Consider the following 17,244-nt stretch of genomic DNA (forward strand, 5'->3'; position numbering starts at 1 on the left):
ACCTATCTTGTTGATTTCAGCGAACTGACGACCAGAGACTGAACATCGGCCAAGCTGTCGCAAATTTGATCCGGCCTCACTCCGGTTTTTGCCTGAAGATCAGACAAATTGCCGCGGGTCGTCACTCCGGTCAACGCCAGTATGGTGCCGCACCCCGCATGGGCTCCGGCTGAGATGTCCGTATACATATTATCGCCAATTACCGCGGCCTCATCAGGACGTACGCCCAAACGGTCCATGGCATGCTTCATCAAAATTTCCGACGGTTTCCCAATGGTGACCGGTTGTACGCCAGAAGCCGCTACGATCGCCGCGGAAATGGTCCCTGCCCCCGGCATTAAGCCATCCTGACCCGGCAGCAGCAAATCCGGGTTCGTCAGCACATATTTCGCCCCGCCTGTAATCCACCTAGCGGCTTGAGCCAGCTTCTCATAGGTAAAGGAGCGATCAATGCCCTGCACCACATATTCAGGCTGCTCCGAATCGATGGTCAACCCGGCCCGCTTCAACGCCTCAATCAATCCATGCTCCCCAATCGGCGCTACCCTAGCTCCGGGCTGCAGGCCTGCAATATACTCTGCGGCAGCCACAGCCGACGTACATACATCCTCCGTCTCGGCGGGTATGCCCAATTGGCGTAAATGCTCGGCTACGTCAGCGGGCGTACGCGAGGAGTTATTGGTTACGAATAAATAGGGGATTTCATTATATTTCATTGCATTAATTAGTTGATCGGCCCCGGGAATCATGCGATTTCCATGATACATCGTGCCGTCTAGGTCAATCAGATATGCCTTCCAGTTCGTCAACGCTCCCACTCCTTCTTCCGCACTTGATCAACGTATTTCTCTACGCGCAGCGCGTCAGCAAGCGTAGGTGCCAGCCCTGCAAATTCATCATCTCCGGCAAGTCTCAGCATGAAATGATATAGCGCGGCAAAATGGGAATCGACGAATATGCCCATCGTCGCCTTAGCATCAGGGAGAAGTTTGAGGCCTACAGGCTCAGGCATGTGGGTGAGCGCGCCTCGAAGCAGGTGAACCTGCGGAATAACATCCTTTTCCAAATCCATAACGATGCTTCCTTTGGTCCCGACAATCTGAACCGCAAAGGCATCGCTTCCCCATGCTATGCGCGACACCTCCACCATACCACGGACACCCGTAACCGTCTCAAAATTTATGGCCGCCCAATCATCGACTTGAATAGCCACTTTGCGTTCGTCCCCCGACTGAGCGGGGCGTTCGTTTACGAAAGTCTCCGTTGTACCGCCGATTTGCGCTAAATCTCCAAACCAGTGGCAAATGAGATCAAGCGCATGAACTCCAATATCGGTAATGGCCCCGCCGCCGGACAGTTCGCTGCTGACCCGCCAGCTGAAAGGGCGTTCCTGGTCCAGATAGCCGGAGCGAAGATAAGATATTTTACACTGCAGCACCTGGCCGATGCTCTGCTGCCGCAGCAGCTCGGAAGTCCGCTGAACGGCCGGATGATAGCGGAACATTAGCGCAACCTGTGCAGTTAAATGCTTGGGATATTGATCCGCCGCTTGCACGGATTCATAATAATTATCGGCAATCGGCTTCTCGCAGTAAAGTGCTTTGCCCGCATCGCCAGCCACGCGAATACTCTCGGGATGCAGGGCATTTGGAGTACATACGCTGACCGCAGCCGCCGATTCCCGGCTTACCGCTTCCTCGATGTCGTCCGTGATGTGCGCAAAACCCATGGCTAAGGCTTGCTCTTTATGTACATCCGGTTTCCGTGTCACTAATGTGTCCAGCACCGGCACAAATGGAGTTTTCTTAAGAACTGGCAGTGTCCGCAGCGCAACGATATGCGTCTTCGCGATTGTACCAAAGCCATGCAGAACAAAAGGAATTTTCTTCAATCCGCACCCTCCCGTAATGTTTGCTTCTATTTATTCTACATAGAAAAACAAAGCGGAAGCAAATTTCCCGCCTATTTTGTATGCTCATTCCGTAAAATAGAACCACATCAAGTCGAAAGGCATCGAAGCGGGGACCTGCCCTCGCCGTGTCCTTAGCAAACTTTGAAGCGGCCTGTCATTTCCTGCGCTTTCCCGGAAAATATTTATGAGCCTGATGTCCGTTCTATCCCGTACAATACGTGTTCTCTAGCGATTACGGCGTCCGGGAATATTTCCTGTGCCTCGCGTTCCAGCTGCATGATTTGATCCTCGTATTTATAACGCGAGCTCAGGTGCGTCAGGAACAAGCGCTTGGCGCCCGCTTCACGGGCCGCTTCCGCGGCCTGGCGAGCCGTACTGTGAAAATAAGTATGCGCCGTATCTTTCATCTCATGAAGAAACGTCGACTCGTGAACCAGGACATCCGCATCTCGTGCTAGAGGCAGTACGGAGCCGCATGGACGGGTATCTCCTAGAATCGTGATGATTCTTCCTTTCTTCGGTTTGCCCTGTACTTCGGAGGCGTGAAGAATCCGCCCGTCCGGAGCTTCCACGCTCTCGCCGCGCTTTAATTTGCCATAGAGCGGCCCAGGACGAATGCCGTAGCTCTCCATTGTGGCAGTGTCGAGCTTGCCGGGCAAATCCTTCTCCGTAATCCGGTATCCGTAGCTGGCTACCCGGTGCTCCAGCAATGAGGCTTCTACCCTGAACGAATCATCCTCGAACAGAACTCCTCCGTCATGCTCGACAATATCCAGGCTGTAGCTGATGTGCGACTCGCTCAGCTCCAGGCTGGTATGAATATATTGCTTTAGCCCTCGCGGTCCATAAATCGTCAAAGGATCCTCACCGCCCTGATAGGCGCGGCTGGAGATCAGCCCCGGCAGACCAAATAAATGGTCCCCATGCAGATGTGTGATGAAGATCTTCTCCAGTTTGCTGAGTTTGAGAGGAGAACGAAGAATTTGATGCTGCGTTCCTTCTCCGCAATCAAACAGCCAGAAGGACCGGCGCTCTTCAAGCATGCGAAGGGCGACCGAGGTCACGTTACGCTCCAAAGATGGAACGCCTGCATTAGTTCCTAAAAAGTAAAGCTCCATTCTTCTCTCTCCTTTGAGCTGTAGGTGTAGTTGCCTATTCTATGGTCAAAACCCTCCGGGGTACGGAGGGTTTTGCGAAGTATTACTAGGCTTTGTCGACGTTGAAATACTGGGCCTGCGGATGAGCAAATACCATGGCAGATACCGATGCTTCCGGCTCCATCATAAAGCCTTCCGTCAGCTCTACTCCGATATCCTCCGGCTTCATTAGCTGGAATAAAGGACCTTGGTATTCGAGGTCAGGGCAAGCCGGATAACCGAACGATACCCGGATACCTTGGTAACGCGCACCGAGACGCTGCTTCATCGTCATATCCTGCGGATCAGGGAAGCCCCACGTGTCGCGCATCATATGATGAACCCGTTCAGCAAGCCCTTCGGCTACCTCCAGAGCAACGGACTGCAGCGCATGAGAGCGGAGGTAATCCCCCTGCTCCTTCAGCTTCTCGGAACGGTCCCGAATGCCTTGCCCGGCGCTAACGACGAGGAAGCCCACATAATCCATGATGCCGCTGTCGACGGATTTCAGGAAATCGGACAGACAGAGGTACGGCTCAACACGCTGACGCGGGAAGTCAAATCTATGCAGCACCTTCGTATGATCCTGTGGATCATAGATGATGATTTCGTTTCCGGACGATTGCGCAGGGAAGAATTGATACATCGCCTGAGCCTGAATGATCCCGTCGGTGACTGCTTCGTACAGAATTTGATCGACGGTTTCCTTTAGCTGAACCGCTTTGGAATCTTCTTTAGCTAGCAGCTGCTCAACGGAGCCGCGTAATCCCAAATGATGTCCCAGCAGCATTTGCATATTGATATAAGGAATGATATGGCTTATCGGATAATTGCGCAGGATATGGCGTTCCAGATCCGGCGGTGTGAAAACCGGCGCATCGGTCGAGATGTTGGATCTTTGAACACGCGTCAGCTGCGGCAGTTCCTTGACTGCCACGGCAACGCTGCCCTCGGCTTCCTGCTCTGCCTCCATTTCCAGGCGCATTTCTTCTCTTTTGACCGGATCCATAAGTTTGTTGGCTAAGTCGAGACCATCCATCGCGTCTTTGGCGTAAATGACCATGCCGTCATACTCCGGACGAATCCGCGTCTTCGTGAATTTCCGGGTCAACGCGGCACCACCAACTAGAATCGGCACCTCGATTCCTGCGTTGCGCAAGTCCTGAGCAGTTAATACCATTTGTTGCGCAGACTTCACAAGCAGTCCGGACAGGCCGATCGCATCCGGCTTCTCTTCGCGATAAGCCTCAATAATACGCTCCGGTGGTACTTTTATACCCAAATTAATGATTTGGTAACCATTGTTGGACAAAATGATCTCAACCAGATTCTTACCGATATCATGAACGTCTCCCTTTACAGTAGCAAGCAGGATTTTACCCTTCACCGAGGATTCGTTCTTCTCCATAAAAGGCTCCAGGAAAGCGACCGAGGCCTTCATCACCTCAGCGCTTTGCAGCACCTCCGCAACGATCAGCTCGTTGTTGTTGAACAGGCGGCCAACCTCTTCCATCCCCGCCATCAGCGGTCCATTGATGACCTCCAGCGGGCTGTATTTCTTCAGAGCTTCCTCCAGATCAGGGATCAGCCCTTCCTTGCTGCCTTCCACGACGTAATTGGCAAGGCGCTCTTCCAACGTCAAATTATCGGCTTTGGCTTTCTTCTCAACCTTCTTGTCCCGGAATGCGGCCACAAAGGCTGCCAGCGTCTCGTCGCTCGTGTTGAAAATGAGCTCCTCCGCCAATTTTCGGTCTTCCTCGGAAATCGAAGCATAACGCTCCAGCTTCTCCGTATTGACGATCGCATAATCGAGACCGGCTTTCGTACAATGGTACAAATAAACGGAGTTGAGCACCTCACGGCCGGCGTCTGGCAATCCAAAGGAGATGTTGCTCAGACCAAGGATCGTTTTCGCTCTCGGAAATTTCTCCTTGATCATCCGAATGCCTTCAATCGTCTCCACCGCAGAGCCGATGTATTGGGGATCACCCGAGCCTACCGGGAACATATTCGGGTCAAAAATAATATCCTCCGGCTGCATGCCGTATTTATTCACAAGCAGATCGTAAGCGCGCGAAGCAACCTCCATCTTCGCTTCACGGGATACGGCCTGTCCACGCTCGTCAATGAGAATACAGACGACAGCCGCGCCATAACGATGAATAAGCGGAACAATCTGCTGGAATTTCGTCTCGCCGTCTTCAAGGTTAATAGAGTTAATTATCGCTTTACCTTGGGAATATTTTAGCGCCAGTTCAATAATATGATCATAGGTAGAATCGATCATGATCGGTGCCTTGATTTTCTTCGTGACCATCGGATAAAAATTCTTAACAGCATAGGCCTCATCAATATCCGTATCCTGCAGGTTAATATCGATGACCATTGCCCCGCCCTTCACCTGGGAACGGGCAATTTCCGAAGCCTCATCGAACTTCTCTTCTTTGATCAGTCGCTTGAACTTCCGGGATCCGGAAATATTCGTCCGTTCGCCGATCATAATCGGCCGGTTGTCTTCCTCAAGATATACGGCCTCTACTCCGGACACGGCTGCGGGATGCTTGCCGTTCATTTCCCTTGGAGCATACTGGCTCATCGTCTTCACAAGCGCAGCGATATGATCCGGCGTCGTTCCACAGCAGCCTCCGGCAATATTCAGCCAGCCCTGCTCCGCGAAGGCGCCCATCTTCATCGCCAGCGATTCCGGCGATTCATGGTATTTGCCGTTCTCATCCGGCAGCCCTGCGTTCGGATAGCAGCTCACCCCGACACTCGACATGTCAGATAAAGTTCGGATGTGGTCCCGCATGAATTCCGGTCCAGTAGCACAGTTAAGACCGAAGGAAATCGGCTTCAAATGCTCCAGCGAAACATAAAACGCTTCAATGTTCTGTCCGGCCAGCGTCGTGCCCATCGGCTCGATCGTACCCGAAATCATAAGCGGCAGCTTCTTGCCCGCAGCTTCGTAGGCGCGGGAAATACCGATGCTGCCCGCCTTGACGTTCAGCGTATCCTGCGACGTCTCCAGCAGCAGGGCATCTACGCCCGCCTCAACGAGCGCGAGTGCCTGCTCTTCATAGCTGGCGATCAATTCGTCAAAGGTAACTCCACCAGTAACCGATAACGTCTTCGTCGTCGGACCGAGCGCTCCGACCACGTATCTCGGATGTTCCGGCGTACTGTATTTCTCGGCAGCGGCAATCGCCAGACGCGCAGCCGCCAGATTGATTTCGCGTGCTTTGTCTTGTATATCGTATTCGGCCAGTACGACGGATGTCGCACCGAATGTATTCGTTGATATTAAATCTGCTCCGGCTTCCAAGTACTTCTCGTGAATCCCCTGGATCACGTCAGGACGGGTGAGCACGAGCATTTCATTACAGCCGTCCAGCTCTTCGCCTCCGAAATCGGCCGGCGATAAATCCTCCTGCTGAATCATCGTACCCATGGCACCGTCGAGGATCAATATTCGTTCTTTCATTCTGGACTCCATGCTTGGCTTACTCATGATCTTAATCCCTCCCACAAAACATTAACATTTAGTTTAACAGAACAAAGCGCTAAAGAAAAGGTGCTAACCAATTTACTTGAGTCAGCAAACCCTTTTACGGACTAAGTTCAAGCAGCTCGGACCCAACTGAATTTAAGTGTCGACAACCCGGGGACGTATCGGATATAATTCAATCATATCCATAAGAAAGCGGGGTAATCCTATGGCGGAAATCAGAATAAGAAATACGAACGAAATTATTTCAGGAGACGATAATGTTCGGGAATTCCTAAATCAATATGAAGTAATTTATGAGCACTGGGATGTGAGCAAGCTGCCTGCCGGGCTCCAAAACAATTTCACCTTGTCTGACGAACAAAAAAGCGAAATTCTGAACACCTTTGATGCAGAAATTCAAGACCTGGTTGCACGCCGCGGTTACCGGACATGGGATGTCATCACACTCAGCGAAGCGACACCAAACATTGAGGAACTGCTCGCCAAATTCGAGCAGGTTCACACGCACACAGAAGATGAAATTCGCGTCATTGTTGCCGGTGCAGGAACATTTATCATTAAAGGCGATGGAGATACAGGTTATTTCGACGTGAATCTCGTGCCTGGAGATCTTATCTCTGTACCGGAGAATACAGCCCATTTCTTCACCCTGACAGACGAACGCAAGGTCGTGGCTGTCCGCCTCTTCGTCGAAGAGAATGGCTGGATCGCTCACCCTTATGATGATCCTACTTTTAAAAAGGCATAAGCCCAATCTCATGAATCCAAAAAAGCTGCTTTCGATTCCCTATGGGACACCGGAAGCAGCTTTTGCTTATTATTTTATAAATGGCTAATTCGCAGCAATAATATCATGAAGCTCGGATAAGTGCTTAATTTCATAAGTCGGAACGATTTGGTCGTCACGCGTATGGCCAACACGATTGATCCATACTGCAGTCATGCCTACACCAAGCGAACCAATGATGTCCGTAGTCAGCTTGTCCCCGACCATGATGGCCTCGTTCGCCTCAACTCCTAGCCGCTCCAAGGCATGCCGGAATATTGTAGAATCCGGTTTTCCCTTGCCGAACGCACCGGAAATAATAATTTCGTCAAAAAATGGCGCAAGCTCCGGAACCCCATCCAGCTTCTCCTGCTGCAGTGCCGGACAGCCATTGGTCAATAGAAGCAGCTTGACTTTACCTTTCAGCTCCTTCAAGACCTGGAACGTCTCCTCGTACACATGCGGACGGGAACGTCTTTCCTTGCCGAACTGTTCGGCAAGCTCCGCAGCAAGCTCCTCGTTGTCTACGCCTAAAGCAAGCAAGCCGCGGCGCCAGGATTCCTTGCGATACACGGGAGCCAGCTGCTCCAGCTTGCGGAATTCAGGCTGCTCTCCCGCCGAAAAATGAGCCCATAGCCCCTCAAACGGATTGATCCCGATCATTTTGGTAAACGGAAAAGTCTCATACGATTCATACAGCGCTCTAGCCTCTTTGCGTACGGCCTCCTCCAGCTTCGCCGGATCGGTGCCAACCGCTCTTTGAGCCTGCAAACAGGTTTCGGAAAAAGCCTCACTTACGCTGCGCTCGTCCCATAGCAAGGTATCATCCAAATCGAAACAAACCGCTTTGATTGTCATTCGTTCTCTTGTCCTCTCTTCTCCCGATAAATTGTTTATTCTTTAACGAAATCCACTTTATGTGTTTTCGCAAAAGTCTCTAGCCGTTCTGCCATCGCTGGCGTATCGAACAAATTTCTTTTACGGTAGAACACCCAGTTCTGTCCGCCGGCCTTCGGCGTAATGGTGATTTTATTTGGAGTCGCTGTGATTTTGCTAATTTGCCCCGCTTCCAGCATCCGGTCCCGGTTAAGCTTGGCCGTGAACAAATAATTTTTATTGATCCGCAAATAAGGCTTGTTAAGGAACAATGCTATGGCCAAAATGACGTAAAGGACGATCGTTAGCCAGAACATCGTTGTGCTAACCTCAGCACTGCCGCCTGCCAGCGCAACGCCTGCATACAATCCAGCCAGCAAAATAAGCAGTAATGGAAGGATGATTTTTCTGCCTTTAAACACATCCCCGTCTCCCCGGGCTCCCATCCTGCTTCCTGTGCCAGTTCGTCCGGCCTTATTGCCCTGCGGGTTCTTCCCTTTCTTGTTTAATTTCATCTGATTGCGTTCAACTTTTCTGTCAAATGAAGCCATCCATCTTCCTCCTAGATGATTTAAATATTTCTCCTAAATTTGTTCAGGAACCGGGCGGGATATTCATCAGGCAACGCGCTTGCTTCATCCAGGCGTTGACGCAGCTCCTGCGGCAGTCTCCAGTCGACCGAACCCATGTTCTCCTCGAATTGTGCGAATGTGCTCGCACCGAAAATCGGAGACGTGATGCATGGCTGCTCCAGCAGCCAATTGAGCGAGACCTGTGCAGGGGTTTTGCCCGTTTCTTCCGCTACAGCCAATACGGTATCCAGAATCGCGAAGTTCTTATCCTCTGCGCGGTACTGCCAGCTGCTTTCCCCTGTTTTGGCGGTTCCCAGGCGGCCTTCACTCGGCGTTTCGCCCCGGCGGTATTTGCCGGTCAAGAATCCGCCGCCAAGCGGAGCCCATGGAATGATGCCGACCTTCTCTTCAGCGCATAAGGAGACCAGCTCACGGTCCGCTTCCCTGTTCACCAGGCTGTACTGCTGCTGTAAAGAAATATAGCGGGAGTACCCTCTGAAATCGCTGATGCCCAGGCTTTTCATTAATTGCCATGACAAATAATTCGAACAGCCTATGTAACGTACTTTGCCGGAGGTCACCAGATCATCCAGAGCTCTCAGCGTCTCCTCAACTGGCGTATCCGCATCCCAGACGTGAATTTGATAAAGATCGATGTAATCCGTGCCCAGCCTTTTCAGACTCGCATCCACTCCGTCCATGATTCGCTTGCGGGAAGCTCCGAAGCCATTCACGTCCGGAGAGGTGCGCATCCGAACCTTCGTAGCGAGAATGACTTCCGAACGGCGGTCTTTAATGTACTTGCCGACGATTTCCTCAGAGCGTCCTTCGGTGTACACATCGGCCGTATCGATAAAATTGCCGCCCTGATCCAAAAAGGCGGCGATCATGCGGGCCGATTCCGCTTCATCTGTCTGCCCGCCGAAGGTCATGCTTCCCAAACATAGCCGTGATACAGCCAAACCGCTTTTGCCAAGATATGCGTATTCCATAGATTTGAACCTCCTTACTCTTATGTAAAAGCCGGACCTATAGGCCGGCCTTATTTATCCACCACTTCAATTGATTCTAACTGCTGACGGAAATTTCTTCTTATGTTCTGAAGGTACGTCTCCCGGAGCTGAGCGCGCTCCAGCATTTCATCCTCCGTTAGTCCTTCAGCCTTGTTCTTGCGCGCTAATTCATTAATACGCCGTACCATTGCATCTATATCCATAGTTTCCTCCTGCACATAAATTCATGAATTCCCTTTAACATTGACATGACTGATAAAGGTTGTCAAGATACCAGACTCTGAAGAACTCAGCTATTGAATCCGAGCTGCAAACGAGATGTTCTCCACGATAATCGGCGCCCCGGCCAATATAGTATCTTCTTCAAGAATAAGTGTTAAATCCGCTGTAGTCAAACGGTACAAGCTGCGCTCCTGCATGACTCCATTAATGAATAAATTTGAATATCCGTTCATCCCCATCCCTTGGAACTCTGAAGCCAAGCTGCCGTCATCATCTGTAAACCAGGCAGCCGGAATACGGACAGTACCTGTCAATTCCTCGGGAGGAAAATAAAAATAACGAAAGGCGCTCGGCAGGATCGTTATTCCAGGAACTTCGCCCGGGGAGCCTTGTGGGCCTTCAGGACCTTGTGACCCTGGTGGGCCTTGAGGGCCTGGCATACCTCGGTCGCCTTGAGCGCCCGGTAATCCCGCTTGCCCTATGGCGCCCGGCGCCCCCTGCAATCCCGACTCTCCCTGCGGACCAGGTGCTCCCGCTGTCCCCTCTTTTCCCGGCAGACCTGGTGCGCCATTCCCTCTCACCAGCCCTGCTCGACTCGGCGAGCAGGACTCCCCCCGTTCTACTTGCGGCCCCTGCCCGATGATCCGCTGGATGATCCTTCCACTCTGCCTTGAACAAAATCGCTGATTTCTCCGCATGGAACGCTGACGGCATTTTTTCTTCTTTCTTATTAAAATTTTTCTTCTTTTATTGCAGCCTTGTCTGATTAACTCTTTCATTCCAGTATTTCTATTTGTCGCTTTACCATTCCTCTTATGCTTGGCCGCAGTTGTAGACATGATGAACACCTTCCGCGTTTGAGTAATTGTATATCATATGTCTCTGTAGATTTAGAGGAGTAGACATATATCTACGCCGGATAACGTTAAATCCATATTTTTGTGCAGACGTTAATCGCCGTTTCACCCCCCCGCAAGCTTTCATTCTATATATTGGATCGACAGCAGGCAGCTTCTGCATTCGATAACCACTCGCTTTGTCAATCTACAATAAAGGAGGTGAATACATGCCTGTAATCAAACCGGTATTTACAGCCACCGCCTCCGCGCCGATTGCCTCCGGGGGAGTAATTACAACGACCATTAATCCCGTTACAACGCGCTACTTCGCTGCTATCACTGCCGACATGATTGGAGCCACTGAGACGACGATTCTTGCTGCCAGCTTTACGGACGACGATGACGCTCCTATTACGGATCTGCCCACAATTACGGCAGCTAACGACTATTTCAACGTCTATATCAACGGAGTTCTGCAGCAAAACTCCTTATCTACGCTTATGACGGCAAGCTTGGTGCTTGCCACTACAGATCTCCTCATCGGAACGCCCGTAACGCTTGAGGTCGCCAGCTTTGCTGGAGCCGCGTCTGATTTAACGACCCCGCCAACCATCTCTGCGCCCGACATTACAATTAATACGTAACTAACACAAAGAAGGAACCGCAAATAAGACTTGCGGCTCCTTCTTTGGCGTAAAGCACATTTAGAACATGAATCGATATTTATGAATAGCTGAACCTAAACTCATTTCGTTGGCAGGACGAGGATATCCCCTGGCTGAATATTGCTTCCGGCCAAGCCATTTGCCCGCTGAATCGCCGTAACATATACCCTCGTATCCATATTGCCCGGTTTATGAGCTGCGGCAATCTTCCACAGGGAGTCGCCACGCTTGACCACAACGGACTCTGATTCTACAACATCATGGTCAGGTGATGAGGCTACCGCTGACGCCATTCCAGCCCAGGCAATAACTACGAACAGAATAAACACCAACAACTTAAACAAAGTTATTCTTGCAAATATATTCGAAATGGAGTTAGCAATCGCTTCATTCAATCTGGCGGCACCCTTCCGCAGCGCCCCCTCATTGCGCGAATCAGCCTTACGATCATAAATGCTCTGATATGTACTGTATCTCAACATAATATTATCACTCCAAACAGATGTTCTTATGAATTGAATTCATAATAACACGAACATTTGTTTGATTCAATAGTTTTTTAGAACAATTGTTCCCCTTTTTTTCGACATAGATCTTTAGTTATATTGAAATGTATTTCCTCATAGCATTAGCCGCATTTCAATTCTGCCATACATTATTTAGAACTTATGTTTGTACGAACGGAAGTTCTATGTTATAATTTTTCCAAACGTTACTAAATGGGGTTGATGGATTATGTCGAAGGTTTCTAGCCGTCAGCAAGCTATTCTTGAATTTATTCGCTCTGAAGTAAGATTGAAAGGTTATCCGCCCTCCGTGCGCGAAATCGGCGAAGCTGTAGGACTAGCTTCCAGTTCCACGGTACACGGTCATTTGGATCGGCTAGAGAAGAAAGGCTTTATCCGGCGTGATCCAACGAAGCCAAGAGCGATCGAGTTGCTGGGGCAGGACGATGCGGAAGGCATCGGTCAGTTTGCCCATTCCGTGGCCCGTGTGCCTGTCATCGGCAAAGTCACTGCCGGTGTTCCTATAACGGCTACCGAGAATATCGAGGATTATTTCCCGCTTCCGCAGCATTATGCCGGAGAAGGCGAAATCTTTATGTTGTCTGTCGTTGGCAACAGTATGATCGAGGCAGGAATCCATAGCGGAGACTATGTTATCGTACGGAAACAGCAAACAGCCAATAACGGAGAAATCGTCGTCGCAATGACAGAGGATGACGAGGCGACGGTCAAGACATTCTACAAGGAGAAGGATCATATTCGCCTTCAGCCTGAGAATTCGACGATGGAGCCGCTTCGTTTGACCCATGTGACTATATTGGGCAAAGTCATCGGCCTGTTCCGTGATCTGCACTAGCAAATCAAAGAAAGAGCTACCGCGAGGGTATGCTCTTTCTTTTTAATTATGTTGCTATCCATGCATTATATCGGATATAGCTCCTGCTTATCCCCGATGTCCTTTCTGCAATTTTTACATAAACCGGCAATATGGCCGAAGTCATTCGAATAAAACACCAGCTTCTTCGCTTGGTTGCACCGGGAGCATTTCTGGTTGCGCGTAGTGGTCATATCCGAACTTTTACTGGAGGTACGCTTCTTAGGCAAGTAAATGACATTGCTCTGAAGTTCCGCAGCCCGCTTCTTCTTCACCATTGCAGCCGCTATGCCAAGGACAGCCAAAATGAGGACCAACAGCATTAACCCCATCATCACTATTTCCCTTATTCCCATGAAGTCTCTCCCCCTCGTTCAACGATTTATCTATACGTAACCCTGCTCGTTCTGCCTGGTACTACTGTTATCCCGATCATAGCTGAGATGAATAGCTGCTGTAAACAGCAGTAAGCCCTGGAGCATAAGCCCCAGGACCGCTGATTGACAGCGATGCGTCAACGCAGAATACCCCATGCCCACTTCCTTTAGGGAAGCATGGCTGCACCCTCCCTTAACGCATCAATGCGCTTTTTCATCCGCAAAGCTGCCGCCTGTTACATCAGACACTGTTTCAACTGCAATGAAGGCCTTGGGATCAATTTCACGAACGACCGTCTTCAGCATGGATAACTCAAGCCGGCTGACTACACAGTAAATCACTTGAGTTTCCTCTTTACTGATTCCGCCCCTCGCGTACAGATAAGTTGTGCTTCTCCCGAGGCTATTCATAATAGCTTCCGCTACTTCTTCATATTGCCTTGTGATGACCGTTACCGATTTGGATTCATCAAGACCCTGCACGATAATATCCATGACCTTGGAGGCGATATAATAAGTGAAAATCGAATACATCGCCGAATCCCAACCGAGCAGGAAGCCGGCCACGATAAAAATAACGATATTGATAATAAGAATGATCTGCCCTACGGAAACATTAACTTTTTTCGAGATCAAGATAGCTACGATTTCCGCACCATCCGTCGTCCCCCCCAGCCTTAATACCAGACCGACGCCCAGACCGAGTAACAGCGCGCCAAATAGAACGGCCAGCAATTTGTCATTCGTAAAAGCCTCCACATGATGCAAATAACCCGTCGTTAAAGAAAGTACCGCGATACCGTACAGCGAAGCAAATGCGAACTTCTTCCCGACCTGTCTATAGCCGACAAATAGAAAAGGCAGGTTGATCACGAAAAGGAAAATCCCTAACGGAATATTCGTAATGTTCGTCAGCATAAGTGAAATCCCGGTAATTCCGCCGTCAATAATTGCATTCGGCACAAGGAAGAGCTCCAGCGCAACCCCGGCGATAATCGCTCCTATGGTGATAAAAAAGATCTTTGAAATAAGTTCAACTGGTTTGCTTAAATTCTCCTTTCTCCTGTTTGTCTTTCCGATGCTTGGCTTGGTTTCTGCCATCTTTTCAACCCTTTCAGTAAAATTTACATATAAATAATTTAATGAAAATTAATATGAAAATCAAATGGATGATGAAAGACCCCGGATTCCTCCCCATCAGGAGAAACCCAAGGTCTTGATTTACAGCATATTCAATTAGCTTAAATCTACTTATTTCACACCCTTGCGGCGGTTGGAAATGTCCAGCCAGACGGCGAAGACGAGGATGGAACCCTTGACCACATACTGCCAGAACGATTCAAGTCCCATCAGCGACATGCCGTTGTCCAGCGAGGTCATGACCAGGGCGCCGATCAGCGCACCGATGACAGTCCCCGCGCCGCCCATCAGCGAGGTGCCGCCGATGACGCAAGCGGCAATCGCGTCCATCTCGGCCATCGTTCCCGCGGTGATCGTCGCTGAGGCCAGGCGGGACGTTAAGACGATAGCGGCGATCGAGCTGAGCAAACCGCTCAGCAGGAAGATCATCATCGTCTTCCGGTGGATATTAATCCCCGATAGGCGGGCCGCCTCCTTGTTTCCTCCAATGGCGTAAATATGTCGTCCAAACGTCGTCTTCGTAGACAAGAAATAGAAGATAACGGCCAGCGCGATGACAAAGATAATCGGGAACGGAATGCCCTTGTAGTTGTTCATGATCAGGACAAAGGAGACAATTATCAAAGAGACTACGGCTACTTTAATAATATCCACACCAAGCGGAGCTACCTCAAAGCCATACTTCTGGCGGGAGCGTCGCTTTTTAAAGGCACTCCACACGAACAATCCAATAGCGATCGCTGCGATAATAATCCCGAATCCTCTGGCAAAGTAAGCATTGCCCAGCATGGCCAGCACTGGATCGGACACCGGAATCGTCATTGACTCCGTAACGCCCATCAGTACGCCGCGGAACACCATCATCCCGCCGAGCGTTACGATAAAAGCAGGAATCATTTTATAGGCGACGAGCCAGCCCTGCACCAGCCCGAGCACAGCCCCAGCTGCCAATGTGCCGACGATGACGATGATAGGCGGAAGCCCCATCCAGTTGCTCAGAATGGCAGCAATCCCCCCCGTCAGGCCGACAATTGACCCGACCGACAGGTCGATATGGCCCGCGACAATGACCAGCACCATGCCGATGGCCAGAATCGAAGTGACTGACATTTGCGTAAACAGGTTAGAAAGATTACGTGCGGTCAAAAATGTAGGATCCAGTATCCCGAACAGGACCCAAATGAGTACGAGCGCTCCAACCATCGTATAAGCGCGGACGTCCATTTTGCCGAATAGGCTGCCCCAGAGCGACGTTTTCGCTGCGGGAGCTTCCTGCTTTTGAAGTTCATTTTGTAGCATAGTTATTTCCCTCCCGTTGCGGCTTGCATAATATTTTCTTGCGTCGCTTCACGCCAATCGAACTCGCGTACGAATTCCCCTTCGCTCATTACCAGAATCCGGTCGCTCATGCCCAGCACCTCCGGCAGCTCCGAGGAAATCATAATAATGGCTACGCCTTGCTCAACAAGCTGATTCATCAAATGATATATTTCGTACTTCGCTCCAACGTCAATCCCCCGGGTCGGCTCATCCATGATGAGGATTTTCGGATCGGACATCAGCCATTTGCCGATGACAACCTTCTGTTGATTCCCCCCGGAGAGCGTACCTACGGCCGTTTCGAGCGAAGCTGTTTTCGTCTTTAAATCCTGCACATACCGAAGGCCCCATCTAATCTCTTCATTTTCGTTAATGACTCCAAGCTTTGACACTTTGCTCATCGCAGCCATCGTCGTATTCGTCTTCACGTCCATATTCATCACGAGTCCCTGACGCTTGCGGTCCTCGCTGACCAAGGCAAAACCCGCCTCGATTGCATCGGTCACCGACCGGATGCGCACCGGCTTGCCTTCGATCAATACTTCTCCTGTAGCGCGTCCTTCATAGGCACCAAACAAGCTGCTTACCAGTTCGGTACGCCCGGCCCCCATCAATCCGGCGATTCCTAAAATTTCTCCCTTGCGTAAAGTGAAATTTACATCCTCAATCACTTTCTGGTCCCGTTTCTCGGGATGCCATACATTATAGTTCTTAACCTGAAGCACAATCTCCCCAGGCGTATGCTCCACCCTTGGATAACGCTCCGTCAGCTCGCGGCCGACCATGAGCGACACAACCTGGTCATCGTTCGTTTCATGGCGGTCCAGCGTCGTTACCGTCTGCCCGTCGCGCAGCACCGTGATCGAATCCGCCAACTCGAACACCTCCGGCATTTTGTGCGAAATATAAATGCAGGAAACCCCTTCGCTGCGGAGCTGATTCAGAATATTCATCAAAATAGCGACTTCACTTTCGGTCAATGCCGCCGTCGGTTCATCCAGGATCAGAATTTGCGTATGCTTGGACAGCGCTTTGGCGATCTCTACGAGCTGCTGCTGGCCGATGCCCAGGCTGCCGATTTTCGTATTCGGCGAAATGTTCAGCCCTACTCTTTTCAGCCACAAGGCAGCATTGTGATACAGCTCATCCCAGCGGATAACCCCGTGCCTTTGCGGCTCCGCCCCGAGAAAAATATTCTCGCCCACCGTCATATCCTTCACGAGCGCCAGCTCCTGGTGAATAATCGTAATGCCCGCCTTCTCCGCATCTACAATGTTGTGAAACTCCTTCTTCTCTCCGCCGATGAGCAGATCCCCGCTATAGGTTCCCGCCGGATACAGACCGCTCAGCACCTTCATCAACGTTGACTTGCCCGCCCCGTTCTCGCCGCACAAGGCATGAATTTCGCCTTTCCGCAGCTTAAAGTTCACCTGATCCAGCGCCTTGACGCCCGGAAACTCTTTGCTGATGTTCACCATCTCTAACACGTACATAGGCTCTATCTCCTTCTAACGCCGA

Annotated in this window: 17 protein-coding genes; 3 read left to right on the forward strand and 14 right to left on the reverse strand. The window is 50.6% G+C overall.

Annotated elements, in window-relative coordinates; translation table 11 throughout:
- Positions 1 to 2: 2 nt before the first annotated feature.
- The 4 genes from MKX50_RS13630 to metH all read right to left on the reverse strand — a co-directional run bounded on the left by MKX50_RS13630 (position 3) and on the right by metH (position 6,556).
- Complete coding sequence (locus MKX50_RS13630; RefSeq protein ID WP_213592167.1) at positions 3 to 809, reverse strand: TIGR01457 family HAD-type hydrolase; 807 nt, start codon at positions 807 to 809, stop codon at positions 3 to 5.
- The gene (locus tag MKX50_RS13635; protein ID WP_339157211.1) at positions 806 to 1,891 is read right to left on the reverse strand and encodes a Gfo/Idh/MocA family oxidoreductase; all 1,086 of its coding nucleotides are present in this window, start codon (positions 1,889 to 1,891) and stop codon (positions 806 to 808) included. Before MKX50_RS13635 ends, MKX50_RS13630 begins: the two co-directional genes overlap by 4 nt.
- A gap of 203 nt (positions 1,892 to 2,094) precedes the next feature.
- Complete coding sequence (gene rnz / locus MKX50_RS13640) at positions 2,095 to 3,030, reverse strand: ribonuclease Z (RefSeq protein ID WP_213592165.1); 936 nt, start codon at positions 3,028 to 3,030, stop codon at positions 2,095 to 2,097.
- Between the two features lie 85 nt (positions 3,031 to 3,115).
- Positions 3,116 to 6,556, reverse strand: coding sequence for a methionine synthase (gene metH, locus MKX50_RS13645; RefSeq protein ID WP_213592164.1), 3,441 nt, complete (start codon positions 6,554 to 6,556; stop codon positions 3,116 to 3,118).
- A gap of 205 nt (positions 6,557 to 6,761) precedes the next feature.
- On the opposite strand from metH, the gene MKX50_RS13650 reads away from it, so the two are divergent.
- Positions 6,762 to 7,304: a cupin domain-containing protein gene (locus MKX50_RS13650; protein WP_213592163.1), complete on the forward strand. Its 543-nt coding sequence runs from the start codon at positions 6,762 to 6,764 to the stop codon at positions 7,302 to 7,304.
- 84 nt (positions 7,305 to 7,388) lie between these two features.
- Here the strand turns inward: MKX50_RS13650 and MKX50_RS13655 are convergent, their stop codons facing one another.
- The 5 genes from MKX50_RS13655 to MKX50_RS13675 all read right to left on the reverse strand — a co-directional run bounded on the left by MKX50_RS13655 (position 7,389) and on the right by MKX50_RS13675 (position 10,703).
- Entirely contained in the window at positions 7,389 to 8,180 is a 792-nt protein-coding gene (locus tag MKX50_RS13655) for an HAD family hydrolase (RefSeq protein ID WP_213592162.1), read from the reverse strand.
- A 35-nt stretch (positions 8,181 to 8,215) separates the two neighbouring features.
- Entirely contained in the window at positions 8,216 to 8,749 is a 534-nt protein-coding gene (locus tag MKX50_RS13660) for a hypothetical protein (protein WP_213592161.1), read from the reverse strand.
- A 20-nt stretch (positions 8,750 to 8,769) separates the two neighbouring features.
- A complete protein-coding gene (locus tag MKX50_RS13665; protein WP_213592160.1) occupies positions 8,770 to 9,762 on the reverse strand; it encodes an aldo/keto reductase in 993 nt (330 codons plus the stop codon).
- 50 nt (positions 9,763 to 9,812) lie between these two features.
- Positions 9,813 to 9,986 carry a DUF896 domain-containing protein gene (locus MKX50_RS13670; RefSeq protein ID WP_074048641.1) on the reverse strand — a complete coding sequence of 58 codons (174 nt, stop codon included), beginning with the start codon at positions 9,984 to 9,986 and terminating at the stop codon, positions 9,813 to 9,815.
- A gap of 90 nt (positions 9,987 to 10,076) precedes the next feature.
- Positions 10,077 to 10,703, reverse strand: a complete 627-nt coding sequence (locus MKX50_RS13675; RefSeq protein WP_339157212.1) for a DUF4183 domain-containing protein — start codon at positions 10,701 to 10,703, stop codon at positions 10,077 to 10,079.
- 368 nt (positions 10,704 to 11,071) lie between these two features.
- Between MKX50_RS13675 and MKX50_RS13680 the strand changes: the two genes are divergently transcribed.
- Positions 11,072 to 11,488 (forward strand): DUF4183 domain-containing protein, encoded by a 417-nt coding sequence (locus MKX50_RS13680; protein ID WP_213592159.1) that lies wholly within the window; start codon positions 11,072 to 11,074, stop codon positions 11,486 to 11,488.
- A gap of 101 nt (positions 11,489 to 11,589) precedes the next feature.
- On the opposite strand, the gene MKX50_RS13685 is transcribed toward MKX50_RS13680, so the two are convergent.
- Positions 11,590 to 11,991 (reverse strand): LysM peptidoglycan-binding domain-containing protein, encoded by a 402-nt coding sequence (locus tag MKX50_RS13685; protein ID WP_213592158.1) that lies wholly within the window; start codon positions 11,989 to 11,991, stop codon positions 11,590 to 11,592.
- Between the two features lie 253 nt (positions 11,992 to 12,244).
- On the opposite strand from MKX50_RS13685, the gene lexA reads away from it, so the two are divergent.
- Positions 12,245 to 12,871 carry a transcriptional repressor LexA gene (lexA, locus tag MKX50_RS13690; protein WP_155612932.1) on the forward strand — a complete coding sequence of 209 codons (627 nt, stop codon included), beginning with the start codon at positions 12,245 to 12,247 and terminating at the stop codon, positions 12,869 to 12,871.
- Positions 12,872 to 12,936: 65 nt separating this feature from the next.
- Here the strand turns inward: lexA and MKX50_RS13695 are convergent, their stop codons facing one another.
- From MKX50_RS13695 to MKX50_RS13710, 4 genes are all read right to left on the reverse strand, one after another.
- Positions 12,937 to 13,245 (reverse strand): hypothetical protein, encoded by a 309-nt coding sequence (locus MKX50_RS13695; RefSeq protein WP_213592157.1) that lies wholly within the window; start codon positions 13,243 to 13,245, stop codon positions 12,937 to 12,939.
- Positions 13,246 to 13,467: 222 nt separating this feature from the next.
- Complete coding sequence (locus MKX50_RS13700; protein ID WP_213592155.1) at positions 13,468 to 14,367, reverse strand: YitT family protein; 900 nt, start codon at positions 14,365 to 14,367, stop codon at positions 13,468 to 13,470.
- A 150-nt stretch (positions 14,368 to 14,517) separates the two neighbouring features.
- Positions 14,518 to 15,705, reverse strand: a complete 1,188-nt coding sequence (locus MKX50_RS13705) for a sugar ABC transporter permease (protein WP_339157213.1) — start codon at positions 15,703 to 15,705, stop codon at positions 14,518 to 14,520.
- Positions 15,706 to 15,707: 2 nt separating this feature from the next.
- Entirely contained in the window at positions 15,708 to 17,219 is a 1,512-nt protein-coding gene (locus MKX50_RS13710) for a xylose ABC transporter ATP-binding protein (RefSeq protein ID WP_213592151.1), read from the reverse strand.
- Positions 17,220 to 17,244 lie beyond the last annotated feature (25 nt).

It is taken from the genome of Paenibacillus sp. FSL W8-0186 (assembly GCF_037969765.1).
In the GTDB taxonomy this organism is placed as follows: domain Bacteria; phylum Bacillota; class Bacilli; order Paenibacillales; family Paenibacillaceae; genus Fontibacillus; species Fontibacillus woosongensis.

Excerpts from the sequence above, each read along its gene's own strand:
- rnz (WP_213592165.1), bottom strand. The coding sequence starts at position 3,030 with ATGGAGCTTTACTTTTTAGGAACTAATGCAGGCGTTCCATCTTTGGAG.
- metH (WP_213592164.1), bottom strand. The coding sequence starts at position 6,556 with ATGAGTAAGCCAAGCATGGAGTCCAGAATGAAAGAACGAATATTGATC.
- MKX50_RS13650 (WP_213592163.1), top strand. The coding sequence starts at position 6,762 with ATGGCGGAAATCAGAATAAGAAATACGAACGAAATTATTTCAGGAGAC.
- MKX50_RS13655 (WP_213592162.1), bottom strand. The coding sequence starts at position 8,180 with ATGACAATCAAAGCGGTTTGTTTCGATTTGGATGATACCTTGCTATGG.
- MKX50_RS13660 (WP_213592161.1), bottom strand. The coding sequence starts at position 8,749 with ATGGCTTCATTTGACAGAAAAGTTGAACGCAATCAGATGAAATTAAAC.
- MKX50_RS13665 (WP_213592160.1), bottom strand. The coding sequence starts at position 9,762 with ATGGAATACGCATATCTTGGCAAAAGCGGTTTGGCTGTATCACGGCTA.
- MKX50_RS13670 (WP_074048641.1), bottom strand. The coding sequence starts at position 9,986 with ATGGATATAGATGCAATGGTACGGCGTATTAATGAATTAGCGCGCAAG.
- MKX50_RS13675 (WP_339157212.1), bottom strand. The coding sequence starts at position 10,703 with ATGCGGAGAAATCAGCGATTTTGTTCAAGGCAGAGTGGAAGGATCATC.
- MKX50_RS13680 (WP_213592159.1), top strand. The coding sequence starts at position 11,072 with ATGCCTGTAATCAAACCGGTATTTACAGCCACCGCCTCCGCGCCGATT.
- MKX50_RS13685 (WP_213592158.1), bottom strand. The coding sequence starts at position 11,991 with ATGTTGAGATACAGTACATATCAGAGCATTTATGATCGTAAGGCTGAT.
- lexA (WP_155612932.1), top strand. The coding sequence starts at position 12,245 with ATGTCGAAGGTTTCTAGCCGTCAGCAAGCTATTCTTGAATTTATTCGC.
- MKX50_RS13695 (WP_213592157.1), bottom strand. The coding sequence starts at position 13,245 with ATGGGAATAAGGGAAATAGTGATGATGGGGTTAATGCTGTTGGTCCTC.
- MKX50_RS13700 (WP_213592155.1), bottom strand. The coding sequence starts at position 14,367 with ATGGCAGAAACCAAGCCAAGCATCGGAAAGACAAACAGGAGAAAGGAG.
- MKX50_RS13705 (WP_339157213.1), bottom strand. The coding sequence starts at position 15,705 with ATGCTACAAAATGAACTTCAAAAGCAGGAAGCTCCCGCAGCGAAAACG.
- MKX50_RS13710 (WP_213592151.1), bottom strand. The coding sequence starts at position 17,219 with ATGTACGTGTTAGAGATGGTGAACATCAGCAAAGAGTTTCCGGGCGTC.